The organism is Sporosarcina sp. P34 (genome assembly GCF_002743375.1).
Lineage (GTDB): Bacteria > Bacillota > Bacilli > Bacillales_A > Planococcaceae > Sporosarcina.
Genome location: NZ_PDZC01000007.1, coordinates 52,147 through 73,005 on the forward strand (window position 1 = coordinate 52,147; position 20,859 = coordinate 73,005).

General features: G+C 44.7%; 25 protein-coding genes and 1 riboswitch. Of the genes, 14 read left to right on the plus strand and 11 right to left on the minus strand.

Annotation, left to right across the window (positions count from 1 at the left end):
- Positions 1-14: 14 nt before the first annotated feature.
- Positions 15-1,205 (minus strand): chromate efflux transporter, encoded by a 1,191-nt coding sequence (chrA, locus tag CSV63_RS11200; RefSeq protein WP_099695874.1) that lies wholly within the window; start codon positions 1,203-1,205, stop codon positions 15-17.
- Positions 1,206-1,461: 256 nt separating this feature from the next.
- Between chrA and CSV63_RS11205 the strand changes: the two genes are divergently transcribed.
- From CSV63_RS11205 to CSV63_RS11215, 3 genes are all read left to right on the plus strand, one after another.
- A complete protein-coding gene (locus tag CSV63_RS11205) occupies positions 1,462-2,082 on the plus strand; it encodes a DUF47 domain-containing protein (protein WP_099695875.1) in 621 nt (206 codons plus the stop codon).
- 13 nt (positions 2,083-2,095) lie between these two features.
- Complete coding sequence (locus tag CSV63_RS11210; RefSeq protein WP_099695876.1) at positions 2,096-3,094, plus strand: inorganic phosphate transporter; 999 nt, start codon at positions 2,096-2,098, stop codon at positions 3,092-3,094.
- 191 nt (positions 3,095-3,285) lie between these two features.
- The gene (locus CSV63_RS11215; protein WP_099695877.1) at positions 3,286-3,486 is read left to right on the plus strand and encodes a cold-shock protein; all 201 of its coding nucleotides are present in this window, start codon (positions 3,286-3,288) and stop codon (positions 3,484-3,486) included.
- A gap of 283 nt (positions 3,487-3,769) precedes the next feature.
- On the opposite strand, the gene CSV63_RS16525 is transcribed toward CSV63_RS11215, so the two are convergent.
- Together CSV63_RS16525 and CSV63_RS11220 are read right to left on the minus strand one after the other, a co-directional pair.
- A complete protein-coding gene (locus CSV63_RS16525) occupies positions 3,770-3,937 on the minus strand; it encodes a hypothetical protein (protein WP_158233959.1) in 168 nt (55 codons plus the stop codon).
- Between the two features lie 21 nt (positions 3,938-3,958).
- Positions 3,959-4,420: a hypothetical protein gene (locus CSV63_RS11220; protein ID WP_099695878.1), complete on the minus strand. Its 462-nt coding sequence runs from the start codon at positions 4,418-4,420 to the stop codon at positions 3,959-3,961.
- 276 nt (positions 4,421-4,696) lie between these two features.
- Between CSV63_RS11220 and CSV63_RS11225 the strand changes: the two genes are divergently transcribed.
- The 3 genes from CSV63_RS11225 to CSV63_RS11235 all read left to right on the plus strand — a co-directional run bounded on the left by CSV63_RS11225 (position 4,697) and on the right by CSV63_RS11235 (position 6,647).
- A complete protein-coding gene (locus CSV63_RS11225; RefSeq protein ID WP_099695879.1) occupies positions 4,697-5,824 on the plus strand; it encodes a CAP domain-containing protein in 1,128 nt (375 codons plus the stop codon).
- Between the two features lie 98 nt (positions 5,825-5,922).
- Entirely contained in the window at positions 5,923-6,372 is a 450-nt protein-coding gene (locus tag CSV63_RS11230; protein ID WP_099695880.1) for a hypothetical protein, read from the plus strand.
- Positions 6,357-6,647 carry a DUF2653 family protein gene (locus tag CSV63_RS11235; protein WP_099695881.1) on the plus strand — a complete coding sequence of 97 codons (291 nt, stop codon included), beginning with the start codon at positions 6,357-6,359 and terminating at the stop codon, positions 6,645-6,647. The genes CSV63_RS11230 and CSV63_RS11235 overlap by 16 nt, the downstream gene beginning before the upstream one ends.
- 201 nt (positions 6,648-6,848) lie before the next feature.
- Here the strand turns inward: CSV63_RS11235 and CSV63_RS11240 are convergent, their stop codons facing one another.
- Positions 6,849-7,451, minus strand: coding sequence for a superoxide dismutase family protein (locus CSV63_RS11240; protein WP_233192057.1), 603 nt, complete (start codon positions 7,449-7,451; stop codon positions 6,849-6,851).
- A 315-nt stretch (positions 7,452-7,766) separates the two neighbouring features.
- Positions 7,767-8,447 (minus strand): phosphoribosylaminoimidazolesuccinocarboxamide synthase, encoded by a 681-nt coding sequence (locus tag CSV63_RS11245; protein ID WP_099695883.1) that lies wholly within the window; start codon positions 8,445-8,447, stop codon positions 7,767-7,769.
- A 165-nt stretch (positions 8,448-8,612) separates the two neighbouring features.
- Between CSV63_RS11245 and CSV63_RS11250 the strand changes: the two genes are divergently transcribed.
- From CSV63_RS11250 to CSV63_RS11280, 7 genes are all read left to right on the plus strand, one after another.
- The gene (locus CSV63_RS11250; RefSeq protein ID WP_099695884.1) at positions 8,613-8,834 is read left to right on the plus strand and encodes a heavy-metal-associated domain-containing protein; all 222 of its coding nucleotides are present in this window, start codon (positions 8,613-8,615) and stop codon (positions 8,832-8,834) included.
- Between the two features lie 15 nt (positions 8,835-8,849).
- Positions 8,850-10,751, plus strand: a complete 1,902-nt coding sequence (locus CSV63_RS11255; protein WP_099695885.1) for a heavy metal translocating P-type ATPase — start codon at positions 8,850-8,852, stop codon at positions 10,749-10,751.
- Entirely contained in the window at positions 10,729-11,418 is a 690-nt protein-coding gene (locus tag CSV63_RS11260; RefSeq protein WP_099695886.1) for a Crp/Fnr family transcriptional regulator, read from the plus strand. The genes CSV63_RS11255 and CSV63_RS11260 overlap by 23 nt, the downstream gene beginning before the upstream one ends.
- Before the next feature lie 57 nt (positions 11,419-11,475).
- Positions 11,476-11,584, plus strand: a riboswitch (TPP riboswitch).
- A 69-nt stretch (positions 11,585-11,653) separates the two neighbouring features.
- On the plus strand, positions 11,654-12,253 hold the full coding sequence (locus CSV63_RS11265; RefSeq protein WP_099695887.1) for a thiamine phosphate synthase: 600 nt from the start codon (positions 11,654-11,656) through the stop codon (positions 12,251-12,253).
- Positions 12,237-12,443, plus strand: a complete 207-nt coding sequence (thiS, locus tag CSV63_RS11270) for a sulfur carrier protein ThiS (RefSeq protein WP_099695888.1) — start codon at positions 12,237-12,239, stop codon at positions 12,441-12,443. The genes CSV63_RS11265 and thiS overlap by 17 nt, the downstream gene beginning before the upstream one ends.
- A complete protein-coding gene (locus tag CSV63_RS11275; RefSeq protein WP_099695889.1) occupies positions 12,440-13,213 on the plus strand; it encodes a thiazole synthase in 774 nt (257 codons plus the stop codon). The genes thiS and CSV63_RS11275 overlap by 4 nt, the downstream gene beginning before the upstream one ends.
- The gene (locus tag CSV63_RS11280; RefSeq protein WP_099695890.1) at positions 13,210-14,226 is read left to right on the plus strand and encodes a ThiF family adenylyltransferase; all 1,017 of its coding nucleotides are present in this window, start codon (positions 13,210-13,212) and stop codon (positions 14,224-14,226) included. Before CSV63_RS11275 ends, CSV63_RS11280 begins: the two co-directional genes overlap by 4 nt.
- A 551-nt stretch (positions 14,227-14,777) precedes the next feature.
- Here the strand turns inward: CSV63_RS11280 and CSV63_RS11285 are convergent.
- The 4 genes from CSV63_RS11285 to CSV63_RS11300 form a co-directional block, all read right to left on the minus strand.
- Positions 14,778-15,476 (minus strand): ABC transporter ATP-binding protein, encoded by a 699-nt coding sequence (locus tag CSV63_RS11285; RefSeq protein ID WP_099695891.1) that lies wholly within the window; start codon positions 15,474-15,476, stop codon positions 14,778-14,780.
- Between the two features lie 3 nt (positions 15,477-15,479).
- Positions 15,480-16,550 carry an ABC transporter permease gene (locus tag CSV63_RS11290; RefSeq protein ID WP_099695892.1) on the minus strand — a complete coding sequence of 357 codons (1,071 nt, stop codon included), beginning with the start codon at positions 16,548-16,550 and terminating at the stop codon, positions 15,480-15,482.
- A 16-nt stretch (positions 16,551-16,566) separates the two neighbouring features.
- Positions 16,567-17,859 (minus strand): globin-coupled sensor protein, encoded by a 1,293-nt coding sequence (locus tag CSV63_RS11295; protein ID WP_099695893.1) that lies wholly within the window; start codon positions 17,857-17,859, stop codon positions 16,567-16,569.
- A gap of 137 nt (positions 17,860-17,996) precedes the next feature.
- On the minus strand, positions 17,997-18,443 hold the full coding sequence (locus tag CSV63_RS11300) for a hypothetical protein (RefSeq protein ID WP_099695894.1): 447 nt from the start codon (positions 18,441-18,443) through the stop codon (positions 17,997-17,999).
- Positions 18,444-18,571: 128 nt separating this feature from the next.
- Here CSV63_RS11300 and CSV63_RS11305 point away from each other — a divergent pair, with 128 nt between their 5' ends.
- Complete coding sequence (locus CSV63_RS11305) at positions 18,572-19,453, plus strand: MerR family transcriptional regulator (RefSeq protein WP_158233960.1); 882 nt, start codon at positions 18,572-18,574, stop codon at positions 19,451-19,453.
- On the opposite strand, the gene CSV63_RS11310 is transcribed toward CSV63_RS11305, so the two are convergent.
- Together CSV63_RS11310 and CSV63_RS11315 are read right to left on the minus strand one after the other, a co-directional pair.
- Positions 19,450-20,142 (minus strand): cryptochrome/photolyase family protein, encoded by a 693-nt coding sequence (locus tag CSV63_RS11310; RefSeq protein ID WP_099695896.1) that lies wholly within the window; start codon positions 20,140-20,142, stop codon positions 19,450-19,452. The two genes, CSV63_RS11305 and CSV63_RS11310, sit on opposite strands and share 4 nt — an antisense overlap.
- Positions 20,096-20,854 (minus strand): deoxyribodipyrimidine photo-lyase, encoded by a 759-nt coding sequence (locus CSV63_RS11315; RefSeq protein ID WP_158233961.1) that lies wholly within the window; start codon positions 20,852-20,854, stop codon positions 20,096-20,098. The genes CSV63_RS11310 and CSV63_RS11315 overlap by 47 nt, the downstream gene beginning before the upstream one ends.
- Positions 20,855-20,859: the final 5 nt, after the last annotated feature.

Genomic DNA, 20,859 nt, shown 5'->3' on the forward strand with positions numbered 1-20,859 from the left:
CATTTGGTTGCTTTCTACCATATGGAGAGTAAAGTTCCGCCTAGCGCCCCGGCTAGCACGACGAGCCAAGGAGGCATCTTCCAAAAGGTCAGCATACTGAATAAAATCGCTGCCAATGCGAAATCCTCCGCCCGTAAAATGGAGCTTGTCCAAATTGGATTGTATAGCGCCGAGAGTAAAATTCCGATAACCGCAGCATTGACACCCATAACGGCTCCTTTGATTTTCGGATGATTGCGTAAGGCATCCCAAAAAGGCAGAGCACCGACAATCAAAAGAAATGCGGGCAAGAAAATTGCAACGGTCGCGAATAATCCACCTTGCCAACCGTTCATTACTGCACCGAGATAGGCAGCAAACGTAAACAACGGTCCCGGAACCGCTTGCGTCGCACCGTAACCGGCTAGAAATGACTCGCTTCCGATCCATCCAACCGGTACCAATTCCTGTTCCAATAAAGGCAAGACGACGTGTCCTCCTCCGAATACGAGCGCACCTGATCGATAAAAACTATCGAATACTGCAATCCAGTAAGAACCAGTTAGTTCGCGAAGTACCGGCAATATACCGAGCAAAGTGAAAAACAGTGTTAAACAAATAACTCCCATTTTCTTTGATACGAGAAATTTCATTGAAGCAGCATCGGACGGATCATGTACTTTGAATAGCCATAATCCCACAAGTCCAGCTATGACAATCACACTGACTTGCGTGAAAGCTGCTTGCCATAACAGTGTGACGACGAGCGCAAGTAACGCAATGGCCTTTCGCTTGACGTCCGGTGTTAAATTCTTCGCCATTCCTAGGACAGCATGCGCAACGATCGCCACAGCCACGATCTTCAATCCATGCAGCCAACCAGCCTGACTCATATCCGTGCCTGCTAGAAGCGTAGCAAACAAGATCAACGCTACTACGGATGGCATGGTAAAGCCTAGAAAGGAAACCAGTCCGCCTAACACCCCTGCTCGTGCCACGCCGATGCCAATCCCTACCTGACTGCTTGCCGGACCCGGAAGAAATTGTGCCAACGCCACTAAATCCGCATAACTTTTTTCGTCCATCCACTTCCGTTTTCGCACATACTCTTCATGAAAATAACCTAAATGTGCAGTAGGGCCGCCAAAAGAGGTCAGTCCTAGTTTTAGTGATACGATAAATAGTTCTACTAGTCTTTTTATAGAAAAGGCCATAGTATGCTCCATTTCAATCTCCTTTCCGTTTATGTAATCCTTTACTGTCGATCATCTCATGTCCACAGTTATTTTCAATGATTCTAATTCATCTTTACAATAACTTAACAATATTCCACTAAGTAAAGCCCCAATTATGTTTACAAATTTTTATTAACGAAAACCCGCCAAAATTCCGCGTAATTTCTACACTGTCCGCTATCTTTTTACAGATGTATTTTGTATGATGTAATCACTATCGATGTCATCTATAAATGGAGGAATTCAAATGCTAAGTCCACGTAAACCCGATCCATTTTTCACAGCATTATTAGACATCGCGAAACATGTACAGGCATCTATGCACTATGCGAACGATTCTAAAGTCCATTCCGTTTCAGATCTGAAAGAAATCAGCATTCGAATGAAAGAATATGAAACAGCAGGCGACACGCTGATTCATGAATTGATCACAAAACTAAATACGTCGTTCATGACACCTATTGAACGGGAAGATATTCTGAACATCGCGATTGCTATGGATGATATCTTAGATGGCATGGAGCATTTTCTTGCAAACCTTGAAATGTTCTCTCTCATTGAAATCGATGAATACATGCAGAAGTTCGTCCACAACATTATGAAAAGTACCGATGAAATCGTTCTTGCGATGGAATGGCTAACGAAGAAAAAGTTGGTCGAAATGCGTCCACATGCTGTGCAAATCAAAGAGTACGAACGTATTTGTGATGAAGTTTTACGAACTTCCATTAAGCAAATGTTCCTTCGCGAAAAAGATCCGATCCGCATCATTCAACTGAAAGATCTGTATGAACTGCTTGAGGATACGGCAGACTTTTGTCAAGACGTAGCAAATAATATTGAAACCATCATCATGCGCAACGCATAAGGAGTCCTGACCGATGGATACCATTCTCATACTAACCATTCTCGTCGTAATATTTGCTTTAGCTTTCGATTTCATCAATGGTTTCCATGATACAGCCAACGCGATCGCTACGTCCGTATCGACACGCGCATTGAAGCCTCGGACGGCGATCATGCTTGCCGCTACGATGAACTTCGTCGGTGCGCTGACATTCACAGGCGTAGCGAAAACCATTACGAAGGATATCGTTGATCCATTCGTATTGGAAAACGGATCTCTCGTCATTTTGGCAGCACTCGTTTCTGCGATTACTTGGAACTTGATCACATGGTATTTCGGAATCCCCTCCAGCTCTTCCCATACACTGATCGGCTCCATTGCTGGTTCAGCGATTGCAGCGGCGGGTTTTGGTATTCTGAATTACAGCGGCTTCATCAAAATACTTCAAGCACTGCTGCTATCTCCTATCATTGCGCTAGTTGGTGGATTTCTTGTCATGACCATATTACGTGTGGTCTTAAAGAACCGTAATTTATTCAAAGCGAACCGCCGTATTCGGTACATGCAAATCGGAACGGCTGCGATTCAATCGTTCACGCACGGTACAAATGACGCGCAAAAAGCGATGGGGATTATTACGATGGCTTTGATAGCAGCAGAATTACAGACAACTGATGATATCCAATTATGGGTACGGGTTGCAGCGGCTACTGCAATGGGAATCGGTACGTCAATCGGCGGTTATAAGATCATCAAAACCGTCGGCGGGAAGATCATGAAAATCCGGCCGATTCACGGGATTGCGTCAGACTTGAACTCCGCAGTTATTATTTTCGGTGCTACCCTTATTCATTTACCTGTCAGTACGACGCACGTAATCTCTTCTTCTATTATGGGAGTCGGTTCAGCGCAACGCTTGAAAGGCGTGAAATGGGGAGTCGCACAGAAGATTGTGTTGACATGGATTATCACAATGCCCATCTCTGCAGTAATGGCTGCAGTCATCTATAAACTATTCACACTATTCCTATAATGACATGGAAATCTAGTCGTTCAATCCTTCGAACCAATCTTTCCACTTGCCATTTCTGGATTTTCTTGTTATGATAAAGAAGAATTATTTTTGTTCGACGTTGGTCTACGATGTATCTTGACCGTTTTTTAGAAATTGAGCAAGGATAGTAATACAATGTGTACACGAGTGTGCACGAGGAGGAAACAAACATGGAACAAGGTAAAGTAAAATGGTTTAACGCAGAAAAAGGTTATGGCTTCATCGAACGTGAAGATGGCGACGACGTATTCGTACACTTCTCAGCTATCCAAGGTGATGGCTTCAAAACTCTTGAAGAAGGTCAAGACGTTACTTTCGAGATCGAACAAGGACAACGCGGACTTCAAGCAACTAACGTTACTAAAAACTAATTAACCTATACAAACCACTTCCTTTTTAGGAAGTGGTTTTTTTTATGCATTTCTTTTCATTGCTATGGCGCGGTGTTAGGTAGCTTTTGCGCGGTTATAACGTAGTATAGCGCGATCTATTGAGAGTTTAGCGCGATAAGTGATAGGTATAGCGCGGTAATGGTCGATCATAGCGCGGTCGTAGTCGACTTTGGCGCGGTTGTGATGTCACCCTACACAACCACCAACGCCGCACCGCAAAAAAACTGCCGAGTATAGTATATACCCGACAGTCGTTCATAGATTATTGCCAGCCAAACGTACCGATTTGGGTGTACGACTGGTTGTCCATGGATTGATGATTTTTTTGTGTAGGATTATTTTTGAAAGTAGCCTGAACCATTAACACGACGCCCACTACCGCCACAATCAACACCACGATCAGCCAAATCGCAACTGTTTTTCCCTTCATTCACTCTCACCTCTATAGCTGTTATTTCGTTTTGACGGAAAAGCCTTCTTCTTTCAAATAACTTGCCGCCTCACCGTAATCTCCGAAGCCCTCTTCCAAGTTGACTTCATGATAAATATTAAAGAAGCCATCTTCTTCAAGAAGTGTCAGCATTTGACCATTGGAATTCTGCCATGTTTCCGCGATAGTTTCAGGCGCCTGGACCTCTGTCGCCAATCCTTCAATTGCCGCGCGGATGACTGTACGGAGTTCATCTGCAGAGTATTCGCGTACATTGACTAGACCGCGTTCATCTGCTTCATAGCCTTTGACATCTGCCACGTAGACAAATGCATTGCCGTTCGGGTGCAAATGCTGCACGACAACCGTTTTATCATACAAAGACTCTTCATAATGATAGTTCAAGCGCTTCATAGACACTTCTTTCTTCACTAACTGCGGGAACTCTTCTATAATCTGTTGTTTTTCTTCAAATGTTAACATGTGTATTCCTTCTTTCTACTGAAATTCAGTCTTCATCTCGTTCGCCATTCCGTAATCAGGACAAGCAATATGACGACTACAAATGCGATTATATAAAACCAGGAAGGTACACTGCTCACGCCACCGAACATGCCATCCACTCCTTCCAAACTTCCATTCTTTTTTTAGTATACCCTTTTTCCTGCTACTCTGGAGGAATATTTTCAACAATTCATAGTTCCCACTGTATTGCTGAGGGGGAAACAGAGTATAATGTGAATGAGGAGTGGGTTTCATATGATAAAACGCCTGTTTCAGTTACTCTTTCTCGCAGTACTCATCTACGCTTTCAAGCCCTTCTGGGAAGGTCCAGTATCACAATACGTGGACTTATCATTTCTCGACCCGCTTGATGCCAAAGTAGAAACCGTGCTGAACGAGGAAGTAGTTGGATCTGCGCTTGACTATACAAAAGAATCAATTGTTGAGTTAATCACATTCGTTTCCGATAAAGCTGCCGGAAGCAGTCCCCCAGAGGAAGTCGCCCAACCCGTGCTCGATGCACCGGCAACAGGCATTATTTCTATCCACAATATCGAAATTGGTACAACCGAAGCGCAAGTGAAGGAAAAACTCGGTGAACCTACGCGGAAATCCGTCAATGAATATGGAACGGAGTGGCTGACGTTCCATGACAATTATCAGAACTTCGTCATGTTGTCATACGATATCAAACGTCGCGTCAATGCGCTCTATACAAACGATCGCCTCATCGCTTCATCCATCGGCATCGAGTACGGTGTGCCGAAAGCGGAAGTACGCGAAGGTCTTGGCACACCGATTTCCGAAATACGTAAAGGGACAAACATTTATAAGCTGCAAAACGATGAAGGCATGGACATCTTTCATACGGATGGTCTGTATATCTATGTCTTTTATGATCTGCACACTGACAATACCGTAACCGCAGTCCAATTAATCTCGGATTCACTAGAGCAAAAAAAGTCCGCCCTCTATGCCCCCAAAAACGATGCGATGCGTAAAGGCTTTGAGATGCAATTATTTGATTTGACGAACGCAGCAAGAGTTCGACACGGTCGCTCCATTTTAACATGGGATGAACTGGCGGCTGAAACGGCACGTTTGCACAGTACGGATATGGCAGTACAAGATTACTTCAGTCATGAAAACTTGCAAGGTGAGTCCCCTTTCGACCGGATGAAAAAGCAAGGAGTGGCGTTCGTCAGTGCGGGTGAAAACCTAGCTTACGGTCAGTCAAGCAGTATTTTTGCACATGAAGGTCTAATGAATTCAAAAGGCCATAGAGAAAACATATTAATCCGTGACTACCAGTTCCTTGGGATCGGTGTAGACTTTAATGACAAAGAACAGCCATTTTATACAGAAAACTTCTTCGCTAAGTAAGGGAATTTCCTTTCATTACGGTAAGATATCCAGTAAAATAAAGACAAGGGCTTTGGTAAATCCAAGACCTTCATTACAGCATTAAAGGAGATTATCAATTGAAAAAACTTGCTGCATTTTTCCTCGCCGCGACATTGATTTTGTCGCCAATCGGGAACATCATCTTCCAAGATGAAATTACTGCTGAAGCACGTGGCTATAAGTCTGGTAAGAAGAGTTTCAGTACACCTAATCGTGTGCAACCGAATAAAGCCGAAAAGAAACAAGATACCAATCAAAGTAATGATAAAGCAACAGCAGGTAACACAGCGAAGAAGCCAGGCGGTATGGGTGGCGGCTTGATGAAAGGTCTATTAGTGGGTGGACTTGCGGGTCTATTATTCGGCAGCTTGTTTGCGAATATGGGGATGCTTGGGTCCATTATGGGCTTGTTGATTAACGTGTTAGCGATTGTCTTCATCATTTACATGGTTCGGAAGATTTTCGCGATCTTCAAAGAGAAAGAGCGTAAACGCAACGAGGATATGAATCAATGGAACAACAGATAATCTACGAACAGGACGTAGTAAATGCAGTTTGTGTATTGATTGCAAAAGAGTCACGTGCTATGCCAGACGACGTGGAAGTCGAACTTGCTTACGATGAAGACACTGGGTTTTCAGCAGATGCCGAGCTTAATGGCAAGATGCATCATTTGAATACCTCCCGTCTTGTCGAAGCGCTTCGCCTTTGGATTGAGCAGTATCTCGATCAAGATCCGATGGCAGCAGGCATTCAGCTAAAGCTGGATGATGAAGAAGGGATTATCGCGATCATTCGATAATCAACAGGACGCCCTTTCCGGGAGGGCGTTCTTTTTTTCGTCTATGGGAATGGAGAGGCTGATAGAGATGGGGATTTGCGCCTTCTCATTAGGATGGGAGCCCCCGTAAATACTACCTATCCACTTCCCCTATACCTTGACCAATATTTACATGCGCATAAAAAAGGATGCCCCACGCCTCGGGACATCCTGCTCTACTTATTACTTCATACTCTCAGATGTAATCTCTGCACAAGCAAATGGCGCGCCTGAATTACCTGCTGGATCTGTGATGTTATCATCCGGACCCTCGTGAATCACCAACGCTGTTCCGTCTTCATCGAGTAATGAATTGTCTTTTCCAGACTCCAGTGTTACTTCATCTGTCGTCACCGTAACTTTTGCGTTTCCATCTTCATCCGCCACAAGATTCTCCAAGTCACCTGCGTGATGTCCTTCTGGATTATTCAATCCGTGCTTTTTATCTGTTGGGTTGAAATGACCGCCAGCAGATGCTTTAAAGTCCGGTGCTGTACAGACTCCGGTTTCATGGAAGTGCATGCCGTGTTCCCCTGGCTCAAGGCCCGATACGTCCACATCCATTGCTACGCCAGACGGTCCTTGCGTTAACGTTATGGAACCGATTTCTTCTCCATCCACATTTATCACCGGCGCCATCACTTCAGGCTCCGCTGTCGTCTCTTCTTCCACGACGGGATCACCGCTGCCGTTCACCGGTTCTTTTTCTTTTTCCTCATCTGCTGCGCCACCGCAAGCCGCCATCATTAACGCGGATCCCAATACAATACTAGGTAATTTCCACATAATTGAATACCTCCCCGTGTAAGTTATGTACATTGATGTCCATTACCGCTTGGATAATGAACTCATAGTGTGTAGTGTACCCAATTCTACAGTTTTCTAACATGCTGCTAGGGTTCTAAGAGCGGATAGTAGGCCAAATAGAGCGGTTAACTCGTGAAATTGAGCGGTTGCAAGGACTTATAGAGCGCTTGTCAGTGATTTAAGAGCGAAAATGCAGCACGATAGAGCGCTCCGGCCGCCTGAATGAGCGTCCACTCCCCCTTTCCCACTTTCCACAATAAAAAACCGGAAACATTTTTCGTTTCCGGTTGGATTTTATGAAAATAATATCTTCTCTAATTCCATTGGTTCAATATATGTATCGCCTCGATAAACGCGCATATTGCCTCCTGAAATTTCATCGATCAACATGATATTTCGCTCAGGATCGCGACCGAATTCCAATTTGATATCATATAGCTCCAAGCCTTTTTCCGCCATCTCTGCTCGCACTACCTCAGAAATTTGCTTGGTTAAATCTTTAAGAGTTGCATATTCTTCATGCGTCAAAATGTGAAGTTGTGCCAAAGCATCTTCTGAAATGGGTGGATCTTGACGTTCATCATCTTTTAGCGTCACTTCCACGAATGCATCCAATACTTGTCCTTCTTCAGCATACGCACCGAATCTGCGTAAGAAACTTCCGACCGCACGGTATCGACAAATCACTTCTAATCCTTTACCAAAGACCGTAGCAGGCTTCACCGTCATCGTCACTTCATCCAGATCGGCATCGATGTAATGCGTCGGTACGTTTTGCTCCTCCAATTTCTCGAAAAAGTATTTCGTCATGCGAAGTCCAGACTTCCCGGCACCATCAATCGTCAGGCCTACTGTGTTGGCACCTGGATCAAATACACCATCTTCCCCTGTTACATCATCCTTGAATTTCAATAGCACGTGGCCATCTTCCAAGCGGTAGACGTCTTTCGTTTTACCAGAATAGGTTAATTTCATCCGTACGATTCTCCTCTATTCATAAATGTGTACTACTTATTCAGTATAAAGCACTTTGACGAGAAGAAAAAGTATTGTTTGACAAAAGTTGATGTGCGTCAAGGTCGTTTTGACAAAATACTCTTATACTTTAGTTAACAAATATAAGAGAAGAGGATGAGATCAATGAAAAAAGTTGTATTTTTAATGGAACCATTCAGTTGCCCGTCTTGTGTTAAGAAAATCGAAGGGGCACTTTCCCGAGCCAAAGGCGTACAGCAAGTAAAAGTGTTATTCCATTCAAGTAAAGTTCGAGTCGAGTTTGATGAATCTATCGTAGAAGCCAATGAATTACAGGAATTGATTAGTAAACTCGGCTATCCAGTTCTCAATCAAAAAGTCTCATAGAGAGGAGGCATTCAAATGAACGCAAAGCAAACCGTACGCATCACTTCCCTATCCGCGATTTTGCTAGGAGCAGCGATCATCTTGCATTTCGCAAGCTTTCATGACGCGCGTCAAATTACATTAATTGCGGCCACTTTAATCGCGGGTACTCCGATTGCAATCAAGGCGTGGAAAGCTATCCGCATGAAAGCTTTTAGTATTGAACTTCTCGTGACCATCGCGGTAATCGGTGCACTATTTATTGGTGAGTATGTAGAATCCGCTGCAGTTACGTTCTTATTTTTATTCGGAGCGCTACTTGAAATTCGTACAATGGAGAAAACTCGCTCATCCCTTAAGGCCCTTATTGATCTGGCACCACTAGAAGCAAGTGTCTTTCGGGATGGTAAAATCATGACAATCGCTGTTGATGAGGTAGTGGTCGGTGACCGGGTAATCGTTCGCTCAGGAGAACAAGTGCCAGTTGACGGACCGATTGTTACAGGCAATGCTTCTATAAATGAAGCAGCCATCACAGGGGAATCTGTACCCGCAGCCAAATCGCTAGACGACCAAGTGTTCAGTGGTACATTAGTAGACAATGGATATATCGAAATAATAGCAGAACGCGTAGGTGACGATACAGCATTTGCTCGTATTATCGAGCTAGTCGAAGAAGCACAGGAAGCCAAATCGAAAACGCAAAAATTCCTTGAACGATTCGCCAACATCTATACACCTTCCATCGTCGTCTTATCGATGATCGTCTATCTGTTCACACGCAACATTGAAATGACATTAACCTTCCTCGTCATTGCTTGCCCTGGCGCTCTTGTCATTTCCGCTCCCGTTTCTATCGTAGCGGGAATCGGTAATGGAGCCAGACACGGTGTGCTCATTAAAGGTGGCGACGTGATGGAACAGTTGGCGAAAATCGACACGGTTGTCTTTGATAAAACAGGCACATTGACTAAAGGACGTCCAGAGGTAACTGATATCCATAGCTTTGGTATCGAAAAAGAAGAGCTACTGCGCCTCACTGCAGAAGTTGAACTATTGTCCGAACACCATCTCGGTCAAACGATTGTCCGCGAAGCAAAGAAGCGCTTGATTGGCTTGACACATCAAGCACGTAACGCAAACGTTATGAAAGGCAACGGCATTCTTGCTGAAGTAGACGGCAAGCAACTCGCAGCCGGCAACCGAAAACTGATGGCCTCGCAAGGTATATCTATTTCTAGTGACGTGGAAGCTTATGCATCCAAGCGGGAGAAAGCAGGTAATACGGCCGTGTTCATCAGCATTCACGGAAAGATCGCAGGTATTATTTCCATAGCGGATCAAATCCGTCCGGAAGCACAGGCTGCTTTGGCCAAATTACGAAGAAGCGGTATCAAACAAATGATTATGCTAACTGGCGACAATGTCCACACTGCCCGTCTCGTCGGTCAACAACTTGGTCTCGACAGTGTCCACGCGGAGCTTTTACCTGAAGATAAAGTAGCCGCCGTTCAAAAGTTGAAAAGTCTTGGACATCGTGTAGCCATGGCAGGTGACGGAATCAACGATGCCCCTGCGATCGCCACGGCGGACATTGGACTCGCTATGGGCAAAGGCGGAACAGACATTTCCATGGAAACAGCGGATATCGTCTTGATGGCAGACCGTCTTGATCAATTCGCCCATGCCTACGCCTTATCGAAAGCGACTGTCAATAACATGAAACAAAATACATTCTTTGCGGTAGGCACAGTCTTCCTTCTGTTGGTCGGTGTACTGTTAGGCAAAGTGTTCTTAGCATCCGGCATGCTCATTCACGAAGCCAGTGTACTTTTGGTTATATTGAACGCCATTCGATTAATACGCTATACTAGTGACAAACCAGCCAATCGAACTATAAGCGAGGTGAAAGTGAATGAGTCAACAGCCCCACAATAATACGACGGATCAAAATATGTGTGTATCGCTCGTTCCGTTATTCAATCATTTGGAAACTGAACAGATGAAACACGTGGTAGGACTCGCGCGAAACACTTCCCATCCACGTGGAAAAATCATTTACAATGAAGGCGACTGCTCCGAAGGTTTATATATTTTGCATAAAGGACGAATCAAAGTATACCGCCTGTCAGAAAACGGCAAGGAGCAACTCGTACGAATTTTAGAACCGGGAGATTTCACAGGTGAACTGTCGTTATTCAATGCCAAACCTCATGATGCCTATGCAGAAACACTTGAACCCGTGGAATTATGTATTATTCAACGTGATCAAATGCAACAACTTTTACAAAAACATCCTGCGATTTCATTAAAGATGTTAGAGGAATTCTCCTCTCGCCTCGCTCGGACAGAACAACGGGCAGCGCGGATCGGTATGGAAGCGGCAGAAACACGTATCGCACTATATCTAGCCGACTTATCTGAAGAACAACAACAATTGACAGTCGAATTACCGATGAGTCGCAAAGATCTCGCCTCCCACCTCGGGACGACACCTGAAACGATTAGTCGAAAACTTAGTGCATTCGAGGAATCGGGCTGGATTCGCCAGTCCAGCATGAAAACGTTGGATATTCTCGATTTGGATGCTTTATTACTATTATGAAAGAAACTCTTTTCTTTCTACTACGTACGTGATACGCTAGTTCTGAAAACTAAATATTTTGACCATTGGGGGAATCCTTCACAAGGACTGAGAAAAGAGTGTGGCTCTGAAACCCTTATTACCTGAACAGATTAGCATCTGCGGAGGGAAGTGGCGAGTCGTTCCGTATATATTTCTGTCGACACATCCACCACTTTCCGATTCGGGAAGTGGTTTTTTTATTGGAGGGGAATGAATGAAGTTACTTGGTGTGACCGATGACTGTCTTTCGGTTGACGAACTGACTTTACACTTACAGCAGACTGCACCGTTTCTAGATGCTATTATTTTGCGTGAAAAGTCCAAGACAGACGAACAACTGACAGACTTGATTACGCGTCTTGCGAATAGTGGATTTCCACTCGACAAGCTCATTATACATGCCAGACCTTATGTGGCTAGCAGGTTGAACCTCACGAAAGTACAGCTGACTAGCTATGGCATGTCTTTACGGGATGCACATCGGAAATTCCCAGAGCTACAATTCGGTTGCTCGATTCATTCAATGGAAGAAGCAAAGGAAGCTACGACGGAAGGCGCCGATTGGCTCTTGTACGGGCATGTTTTCGAGACGAAATCAAAGCCCGGCCTATCAGCGCGCGGTACGGAAGAATTGTTTTCTATTGCAACGTGTAGTTCGATCCCCGTGTATGCAATTGGTGGAATTCAGCCGCAACACTTGCCTGATTTACAACGAAACGGCGTAGCAGGCGTGGCTGTATTATCCCCTATGCGTTCACTAAAAGTCTTACAAAGTTATAGAGTAGGAGGCGTGTCTAATGAAGAAAACGATTGATCTGAACGGAAAATCCTATTCGGTTGTTCCAGAAGTAGCGACGATTCAACAGCTACTTGAGCATTTGGGACTGAGTGATCGTATTTTGATTGTGGAGAAAAATAAAGAGATTTTACAAAAAGATCACTATGATGCACCAATTATGGATCGGGACCAAATTGAAATCATACATTTTGTAGGAGGCGGATGAAGATGTTAAAAATTGCAGATAAAGAATTCTCTTCGCGGTTATTACTAGGTACAGGGAAATATCCTTCATTTGACATACAAAAGCAGGCAGTTGCAGTATCAGAAGCAGAAATCCTCACGTTCGCAGTACGCCGCATGGATATTTTCGAAGCGTCGCAGCCCAATTTTCTAGAGCAATTGGATTTAACTCGCTATACATTACTTCCAAATACTGCAGGTGCAAGTACAGCAGAAGAAGCCGTACATATCGCACGTCTTGCAAAGGCATCGGGACTTTGCGACATGGTGAAAGTGGAAATTATCGGATGTAGCCGTTCATTGCTTCCAGATCCTGTAGAGACATTACGCGCTACTGAAATGTTGCTAGAGGAAGGCTTTATTGTATTGCCTTATACGTCAGACGATGTAGTGCTCGCAAGAAGACTATGCGAATTAGGCGTGCATGCCATCATGCCAGGCGCTGCGCCAATCGGTTCAGGCAGAGGCATTCTGAACCCGCTGAATCTGTCGTTGATCATTGAGCAGTCTAATGTCCCCGTCATTATTGACGCCGGTGTCGGCTCTCCAAAAGACGCGGCATTCGCGATGGAACTCGGAGCAGATGGTGTATTGCTGAATACAGCTGTGTCAGAAGCAGCTAATCCCGTCATGATGGCAGAAGCAATGAAACTCGCGATTGAAGCAGGACGTCTCGGTTATAAGGCAGGACGCATGCCAGTCCGCGATTACGGCGTAGCAAGCAGTCCAACTGAAGGGCTTGTGACGAATTGACCGGAAAATATTCTCGGCAAGAGCTATTTGCACCTATCGGACCAGTTGGACAACAGCTTATCCGCGAAGCAAAAGTTTTCGTCTTAGGAGCGGGTGCACTCGGTTCTTCCGGAGCGGAAATGCTTGTCCGTGCAGGGGTCGGCGAACTAACGATTGTCGATCGTGATATTTTGGAGTGGACCAATCTTCATAGACAGCAATTATATACAGAGCAAGATGTCATCGATCAATTGCCGAAAGCGATCGCCGCCGAAAGCCGATTGCGCGCGATCAATAGCGATGTGAAAATTCGTGGAATTGTGGCGGATGTGACACCTGAAAATGTTCTCGACCTATTCGAGGGACATCAGTTCATTCTCGACGGCACAGATAATATCGAAACACGATTACTAGCAAACGACGCCGCGTTACAACTGGGCATCCCCTTCTTCATGGGTGCATGCGTCGGTAGCTACGGGCTGACATTTCCTATTGGCGTAAAAGAAGGCTCGCCCTGTCTACATTGTCTACTTGAAGCGTTGCCGCCACAGTCTTTAACATGCGATACCGTCGGCGTCATCTCACCAATCGTCGTTACAACGGCTGCCCGTCAAACCGCCGAATTGCTGAAGTGTATAACGGGCGCGCAGATGGAACCGCGCCTGGAATCCGTCGACCTATGGACAGGCGAACGCGCGGCAATGGACGTGCACAGTATGAAGAAATCCAGTTGTCCAAGTTGCTCAGACAGTCCAACCTATCCTTACCTATCTGCCAATGAAATCATGCGGACTGCTGTGCTGTGCGGACGTGACACCGTGCAACTGACATGGCCAAAGAACCGACAAGTGGAACTACTACCATTTGCCGACTCCATTCGCGGTATTGTTTCTAATTTAAAACAAAACCCCTATTTGGTTTCCTGTGAATATAACGCTCATCGACTCGTGTTATTCCGTGATGGGCGGATGTTGGTACATGGAACGAAGGATATCATGGTAGCTCGGAAAATCGTCGCCGGTTTAATGGGATGATGCTTGTTGCTTAGAGCGCTCGCGCGTGGGCTATGAGCGGAGAACATGTTGGATTGAGCGCGTCACGCGTGGTATAGAGCGCTCGCCTCGGGACTATGAGCGGAGAACTCGTTTGATAGAGCGCTTAACGCATGGGATAGAGCGCTCGCCCCGGGATGAGCGGCCAACACGTTCGATTGAGCGCTCACGCCTGGGCTATGAGCGGATAACATGTTGGATTGAGCGTGTCACGCGTGGGATAGAGCGCTCGCCCCTGAACTATGAGCGGAGAACTCGTTTGATAGAGCGCTTAACGCATGGGATAGAGCGCTCACGCCCGGTCTATGAGCGGATAACATGTTGGATAGAGCGCGGCACGCACGATATAGAGCGCTCGCCCTGAACTATGAGCGGGAAACACGTTCGATTGAGCGCTTATCCCCCTATATAGAGCGCACCGCCCAATTTCATAACCATAACCATACCCAATAAATCCCCCAATAAAAAAACGCTTCAGAAAGCCCTAACACAGCTTGCCGAAGCGTTTATTTCATTATTTATTCAGCCTTCGCTCATTCCGTCGAATCCAAAGACATCCCAGCCGAACTCTCCAACTGCAACACACCATCCGTCATCTTGTACACCTTATCCACGTATTGAATCAACCGTATATCATGTGTCACGACGATGGTCGCCGTTTGGTTGGACTTCGTTTCATTACGTAACAACTCCATCACCTCGAACGCCCGATCCGAATCGAGCGAAGCGGTAGGCTCATCCGCCAAAAGAATCGCTGGCTTGCTGAACAATGCTTTGGCAATCGCCACACGTTGTCGCTCACCGCCAGATAAATCAGATGGATAATTTTTATGCAACTTGGTAATACCTAAATCCTCGTATAACTTACGTTGCTCGTCTTTGGTCATATTGTCTTTCTTCACTTTATTTAGCAATTCAAGCTGCTGGTCAACAGTTAGGAACGGCACAAGGTTGGAAGCCTGCAATATAAACCCGATTTCCTGCAAACGGATTTTTGAACGTTGCTTTTCATTTAGCTGCGATAATTCTTTACCGTTAATGATGACTTCGCCTTCGCTTGGTGTTTGCAGAGCGCCAGCCACCGTCAGGAACGTACTTTTACCTGAACCCGACGGACCGATAACCGCGACCAATTCGCCACGTTCGACTAAGAAATTGGTTTCCTTCATCGCTTCAACGAGCGTATTGCCTTCACCGAACGTCTTTTTCGCATTTCGTAGTTCCAGTACCATCGTTTACCCTCCTATCGCTTCGAGCGGATCAATTCGGATAATCGTCCAAACCGAAATGACAGCCCCGAGAATTGCCACTACTATTAAGACCAACCCATAAATTATCATGGTAGGTATATCAAACATGATAGGAACTGCATTTGGCAGGAAGCTTCCCGCGAGCAACGTCAGTCCAAATGCCAGAACAACTCCGATCAACGCAAGAATGAATGTCTGTGCGACAACGGATCTTGCCAAATAGGCGCTAGAAATTCCCTGCGCTTTCATCAGGCCGAACATGCTAATTTTCTGTACAGTCAATACGTACAGGAAAATGGCAACGATTGCCGCTGAAATGACAAACAGGAAGTAAATCATATACACTAACGTCAAATTCTGCTCCGTATAACCCGGCAGATTCTCGATAAATTTTTCCGTTTCAATGATTTCCGTATTGTCTGGCAAGGAAAGTGTAGCCCAGTCTTTGTCTTTGATGACAATTGCGTTAACCAAGTCTTTATTCATTGTATAGGCATCACCATATTTAATTTTCTGCATATCATTTAACTTCATATAGAGAATAGGCGATGCATTAAAACGAGCCTTTTCCGTGAAGCCGACAATCGTCAGTTTCGTGTCTGTTGAGGATAACTCAAGCGTATCCCCTATTTTAAAGCCTTCATCTTTTAGCACATCAGATGCCACGACACCGTTTTGAACGTAAAATGTCGGGTCCCCTTCACTAACTTCCGGCTTGATGAACTCTTCTCTATCAATACCGAAGAGCATGACATTTTGCTTCGTTTCACCATTGTTTGCGATGGCGCCCATTTGGCTAACAACAGCCGTTTCTTTCGCATCCAGTTCATCAGCTATTTTCTTGTCAAGTGCCGACTCATACAAACTCTTATCGGATTCCTCTGTCAGAAGAACTGCATCAACTTTCCATGAGTCGATCGCTTCCCTGTTCATACTGGCTAATCCATTTGCTAGTCCGGACAAGAAGAACACGAGGAATGACACCAATAGTAAAATCGACGTAATAAGTAAAAATCGTAATTTATTCTTTTTGATTTCGCTCCATGCTAAAAACATTCATTATCACTTCCTTTTACAGAATATTTATCGCTTCTTCCAGCTCATAAGAAGTGGAAACGACTTCCTTCGATACGCCGCCAATTGATGTAATGACGCTTTGTAAATTTTTCATGTGGTCTGAAAAATGCTGTATATCATCTATGGTTAAATGAACCGTCTCGGTGATGTTCTGGAATGTCTCTCTAGTTGTTTCTGTTTCATTCATGCCCATATCCGCATATTTCGTGACAGTATCTATCGCATCATGAACAGCTCGCGTCTTCGCCTTCGATTGCGCGACGAGTTGTGCAATATTATCTGTCGACCGTTTCGTCTGATCAGCTAAGTTTCGAACTTCATCCGCAACAACCGCGAAACCTTTTCCGTGAACACCCGCACGTGCAGCCTCAATTGCAGAGTTCAGTGCCAAAAGATTGGTCTGATCCGCAATATTTTTCACCAGTTGAACGACTTCTTCAATTTGAATGGATGCGCGGTTTAATTCTTCAATTAATGCTGCCATGCCTTTCGTTTCCTTGACAATCGTCTCCGAAGTGATCACCATCTGAGCCATCTGTTCAATTCCAGACTGTGCTTGGTGGACTGATGTTTCGGAACGGACAATACTCTCCTGAATTTTTCCTTCGAGTGTAGTAGATTGCTCGATTAAATCATTGACTACTGCATATGTAGACTCAGACTTCTCTTCAATCTCAAGCGCAATACTTCCAATTTGTTGCTTGACGCTATCTTTTACTTCTTGCTGATTTGCATGAATTGCATCATTCGTACTCTTCTCGAACGCCTCAAGAACCAATTGCTTTTCGAAATTCAAAATCTTACTTAACGCTACGATCATTTCACGTTCTTCTGCACGGCCCAATTCTAAATCAAATAATATATTGAGCATCGTTGCATGCAAGTTTTGAAAAGCCGCGATATACCATTTAGGTTCCAAGCCTATGCGTACATGAGCACCCGCTACTTTACTGCGATTGAGTAAAAAAGCTTCATCAACCACACCGTCGAATAATCCCGCAAGATGTACAGCTAGCGTCTTACGTAAATACTCGGTTGTAGTATACGTTTCAATCATCTGAGACAATTTGGGAACTGCCGTCACACTAGAATAAAAAGCTTCTACAATTTCATCAATCCGGTCATTCATTGGATCTTTTAACGCACGTAAAAGTTGTAAATCCCGCTCTCTTAATTGAATAGCATCTAACTGCAATTGAATTTCTTTGGTAGGAACTTGCAATTTGACAGGGGTTGTGGAAATTGGGCGGACTAATGATTGGGCCTTGTGTTTTTTAGTGATCCACATAGTGAAATTCTCCTTTATCTTTAACTGACACGAACAAACTGACGCTTTCTCCAGTGTCCACGCTTTGTACAATGTTATTTTTAGTTGATTATACAACAGTCTATCTATATATACTAGAATAATTGACCCGAATAGAACTATTTCATATTTTTTGATTTCCTATTAATCAAAGCCCCTACGAAGAAACCATATACAGCATGTCCGACCATCCACCAGAACAAAGAAATGATATTGGTGACACTTGGCGTACGATCGGAAAATGAAGTCGTCGGATACAGTAATAACCCGATAGCAACATTCACTAGAATAGGGAACAATACCGCATGATGACGAATGAAACCACTACTCTTGTCATACAGAATCACCAGTATGATACAAAGGACAACTGAAACAATCAGATGGAAAAACACTTCAATCACTTCTGGAAATACATATTCTTTTACGATCGGTATGTAATCCACATTCAATAACAACGTATAGACCTTGTGACCTGTAATCGACTGCATGATTTTTAAGAAAATAGCGAGAAAAACACCCGTTATGATACCAATCCATGTACCTTGTACTATATACGTCGTTTTCATTTAGACACCTTCCTACTGTGTAAAAATAGCAGGTTTGACTTGCATTGTCAAATCTATGTATAATGTTAAACATATAGAACTGGGCGATGTATGATCGCTTATTATAGTGAAATGAAAGGTTGATTATTTTGAAGCCGTCATCTGAAACCCCTACGTATACAATTAAACAAGTTGCGGAGCAAACAGGTTTGTCGAGGCAAGTCTTGAGGAAGTGGGAAGAACGCTATGATATCGTGATTCCGCAGCGACTAGATAATGGCTATCGAGTATATCACGATGAAGATATTCGGTTATTTTTGCTGATGAAACGTTATGCAGAAGAGGGTTTTGCGCTCTCACAAGCAGCCGAGATGGCGAAATCCCAGATAAATTCCATTATCCCATCAAATCCCGAAAAGACTTATATAGAAGATATATTGAGCGAGTTATTGCGCCACGGTAAAAATTGTGATGAATTAGAATTAAACTTTTCCTTGCAAGCCGCCTATCATCGGTTAGGACTTGAACACTATCTCCAGCAAATCGTCATTCCATTTTTGAAGGAAATAGGTGATCACTGGGCAAGTGGTGAGTGGGACGAATATCAGGAAGCCTTGTCGAGTCTGGTCGTACGAGATCAACTCGTCCAACTACGGCGCAACTTCCAATACAGGGAAGACTCGCCCCTATTGCTCGGCGCATGTCTCCCAAATGAATCGCATGAAATTCCGGTGCATATTTTTTTACTGCAACTGATGCTAAAAGGCTGGCGTACAGCGATGATTGGATCTTTGCCTGCTCCCGGCGCTATTCAGTCTCTTATAGAAAAAATCAAGCCGATCAAAGTATTGTTGTCGGCGTCGACTACATTTCCATTTGAAGAGAGTCCTCAGACGATACAAGAATTGGACGAGTTTGCAGGCCGACACCCTCATACCGAATTTTATCTAGGTGGATACGGATCGTTCATTTGGGCGGATCGGCTACAGCTACAACATATCCATCTACTTGAATCTATTGAGGACATTTAAGAATTTTTGCATGTATCATACGCTGCCAATGCGCGTGCACGGGCAGCTTGATGGTCCACAATCGGAGCCGGATAGGATGTACCAATCGTAACGCCTGCCGCTTCCAACACATCAACCGGTGCGTCTGCTGGTTGAAATACATAGTGTACTGGTATGTCCGCCAACTCGGGCAGCCATTTTTTTATATACCGCGCATCTTCATCGAATTTTTTTGCCTGAAGAATGGGATTAAACACTCTAAAGTACGGCGACGCATCAAAACCACTACCCGCCACCCATTGCCATCCCATCGCATTGTTCGCTTGATCCAAATCGAGCAACGTCTCTTCAAACCACGCCATGCCCTCTCGCCAGTCGATCAATAAATGTTTGATCAAAAAAGAAGCTACGACCATTCGCAAACGGTTATGCATATAGCCTGTTTCCCACAATTCTCGCATTCCAGCATCGACTAACGGATAACCGGTACGCCCAGTTCTCCAAGCTTCCAGCTGAGCATCAGCAGGTTGCCACGGAAACTTTTCAAACTCTGGTCGCACGGGTTTCGTCAACATTTCTGGAAAGTACAGTAGCTGGTAATTATCGAAATCCCGCCATGCCAATTGCCGAATAAAAGCTTCTACTTGCTGATCACTGACGTCCTCAGTCGCAGCTAATGCACCATGCCATAGCCGAACGTACGCTAACATTCCCCCAAGCCAAGTAAGGCGACATGCGCGAAACACTACATTGCGCAGGGAGGTCTCGTCCCACTAAATAATTGCGCAAACCACCGTCTCGAAACATTTCCCAACAGTCCATCGCGGCTTTTTCCCCAGGTTGCCAATAAGTTGCAAACTTGTTATACCAAGGTTCTTCCGATACTAGTCCCCATTCTTCTGAAGACAATGACTGTAGTTTACCAGTAGCCGGTACGAGTTCAGGAGTCGCGAGCGGTGTCGCAATTCGTTCTTGTCTTAGCCGCTTCCAAAACGGCGTAAATACTTTATATGGCTGATTGGTTTTATTGAAAATCGCATCCGGTGCAACGAGTAGTGACCCTTGGAATGAACGCATTTGAACGCGCCTTTTCTCACAAGCCTCTGCTACTCTACGTTCCACTTCACGACTCTCCGGATCATATAATTCATTGAACACAAGTTGGTCGGCTTCGCTTTCATCTAGCAACTTCATCAGCTGTTCAACAGGATGCCCTTGTCTGATCACAAACTGAATTTGTTGCTCCGCAAAGCGCTCGATTAATTCCAGCAAACTGTGATGCAACCACCAATCAGATGCCGCGTAGCGTGTTTCCGGCAAAATGAAGACGGGCAACACTTCACCATGTGCTGCCGCCTCCACCAATGCCGGATGATCATGCAAACGCAAATCTTTTCGGAACCAAACTATTGTTTTACCCACTCTAT

What these genes read in the sequence shown, in the direction of transcription:
- CSV63_RS11300 (WP_099695894.1), bottom strand. Translation starts at nt 18,443, where the DNA reads ATGAAAACGACGTATATAGTACAAGGTACATGGATTGGTATCATAACG.
- CSV63_RS11285 (WP_099695891.1), bottom strand. Translation starts at nt 15,476, where the DNA reads ATGGTACTGGAACTACGAAATGCGAAAAAGACGTTCGGTGAAGGCAAT.
- CSV63_RS11310 (WP_099695896.1), bottom strand. Translation starts at nt 20,142, where the DNA reads ATGTTAGCGTACGTTCGGCTATGGCATGGTGCATTAGCTGCGACTGAG.
- CSV63_RS11245 (WP_099695883.1), bottom strand. Translation starts at nt 8,447, where the DNA reads ATGAAATTAACCTATTCTGGTAAAACGAAAGACGTCTACCGCTTGGAA.
- CSV63_RS11295 (WP_099695893.1), bottom strand. Translation starts at nt 17,859, where the DNA reads ATGTGGATCACTAAAAAACACAAGGCCCAATCATTAGTCCGCCCAATT.
- chrA (WP_099695874.1), bottom strand. Translation starts at nt 1,205, where the DNA reads ATGGAGCATACTATGGCCTTTTCTATAAAAAGACTAGTAGAACTATTT.
- CSV63_RS11240 (WP_233192057.1), bottom strand. Translation starts at nt 7,451, where the DNA reads ATGTGGAAATTACCTAGTATTGTATTGGGATCCGCGTTAATGATGGCG.
- thiS (WP_099695888.1), top strand. Translation starts at nt 12,237, where the DNA reads ATGAAGAAAACGATTGATCTGAACGGAAAATCCTATTCGGTTGTTCCA.
- CSV63_RS11255 (WP_099695885.1), top strand. Translation starts at nt 8,850, where the DNA reads ATGAACGCAAAGCAAACCGTACGCATCACTTCCCTATCCGCGATTTTG.
- CSV63_RS11235 (WP_099695881.1), top strand. Translation starts at nt 6,357, where the DNA reads ATGGAACAACAGATAATCTACGAACAGGACGTAGTAAATGCAGTTTGT.
- CSV63_RS11225 (WP_099695879.1), top strand. Translation starts at nt 4,697, where the DNA reads ATGATAAAACGCCTGTTTCAGTTACTCTTTCTCGCAGTACTCATCTAC.
- CSV63_RS11250 (WP_099695884.1), top strand. Translation starts at nt 8,613, where the DNA reads ATGAAAAAAGTTGTATTTTTAATGGAACCATTCAGTTGCCCGTCTTGT.
- CSV63_RS11210 (WP_099695876.1), top strand. Translation starts at nt 2,096, where the DNA reads ATGGATACCATTCTCATACTAACCATTCTCGTCGTAATATTTGCTTTA.
- CSV63_RS11215 (WP_099695877.1), top strand. Translation starts at nt 3,286, where the DNA reads ATGGAACAAGGTAAAGTAAAATGGTTTAACGCAGAAAAAGGTTATGGC.
- CSV63_RS11260 (WP_099695886.1), top strand. Translation starts at nt 10,729, where the DNA reads ATGAGTCAACAGCCCCACAATAATACGACGGATCAAAATATGTGTGTA.
- CSV63_RS11220 (WP_099695878.1), bottom strand. Translation starts at nt 4,420, where the DNA reads ATGTTAACATTTGAAGAAAAACAACAGATTATAGAAGAGTTCCCGCAG.
- CSV63_RS16525 (WP_158233959.1), bottom strand. Translation starts at nt 3,937, where the DNA reads ATGAAGGGAAAAACAGTTGCGATTTGGCTGATCGTGGTGTTGATTGTG.
- CSV63_RS11275 (WP_099695889.1), top strand. Translation starts at nt 12,440, where the DNA reads ATGAAGATGTTAAAAATTGCAGATAAAGAATTCTCTTCGCGGTTATTA.
- CSV63_RS11265 (WP_099695887.1), top strand. Translation starts at nt 11,654, where the DNA reads ATGAAGTTACTTGGTGTGACCGATGACTGTCTTTCGGTTGACGAACTG.
- CSV63_RS11205 (WP_099695875.1), top strand. Translation starts at nt 1,462, where the DNA reads ATGCTAAGTCCACGTAAACCCGATCCATTTTTCACAGCATTATTAGAC.
- CSV63_RS11290 (WP_099695892.1), bottom strand. Translation starts at nt 16,550, where the DNA reads ATGTTTTTAGCATGGAGCGAAATCAAAAAGAATAAATTACGATTTTTA.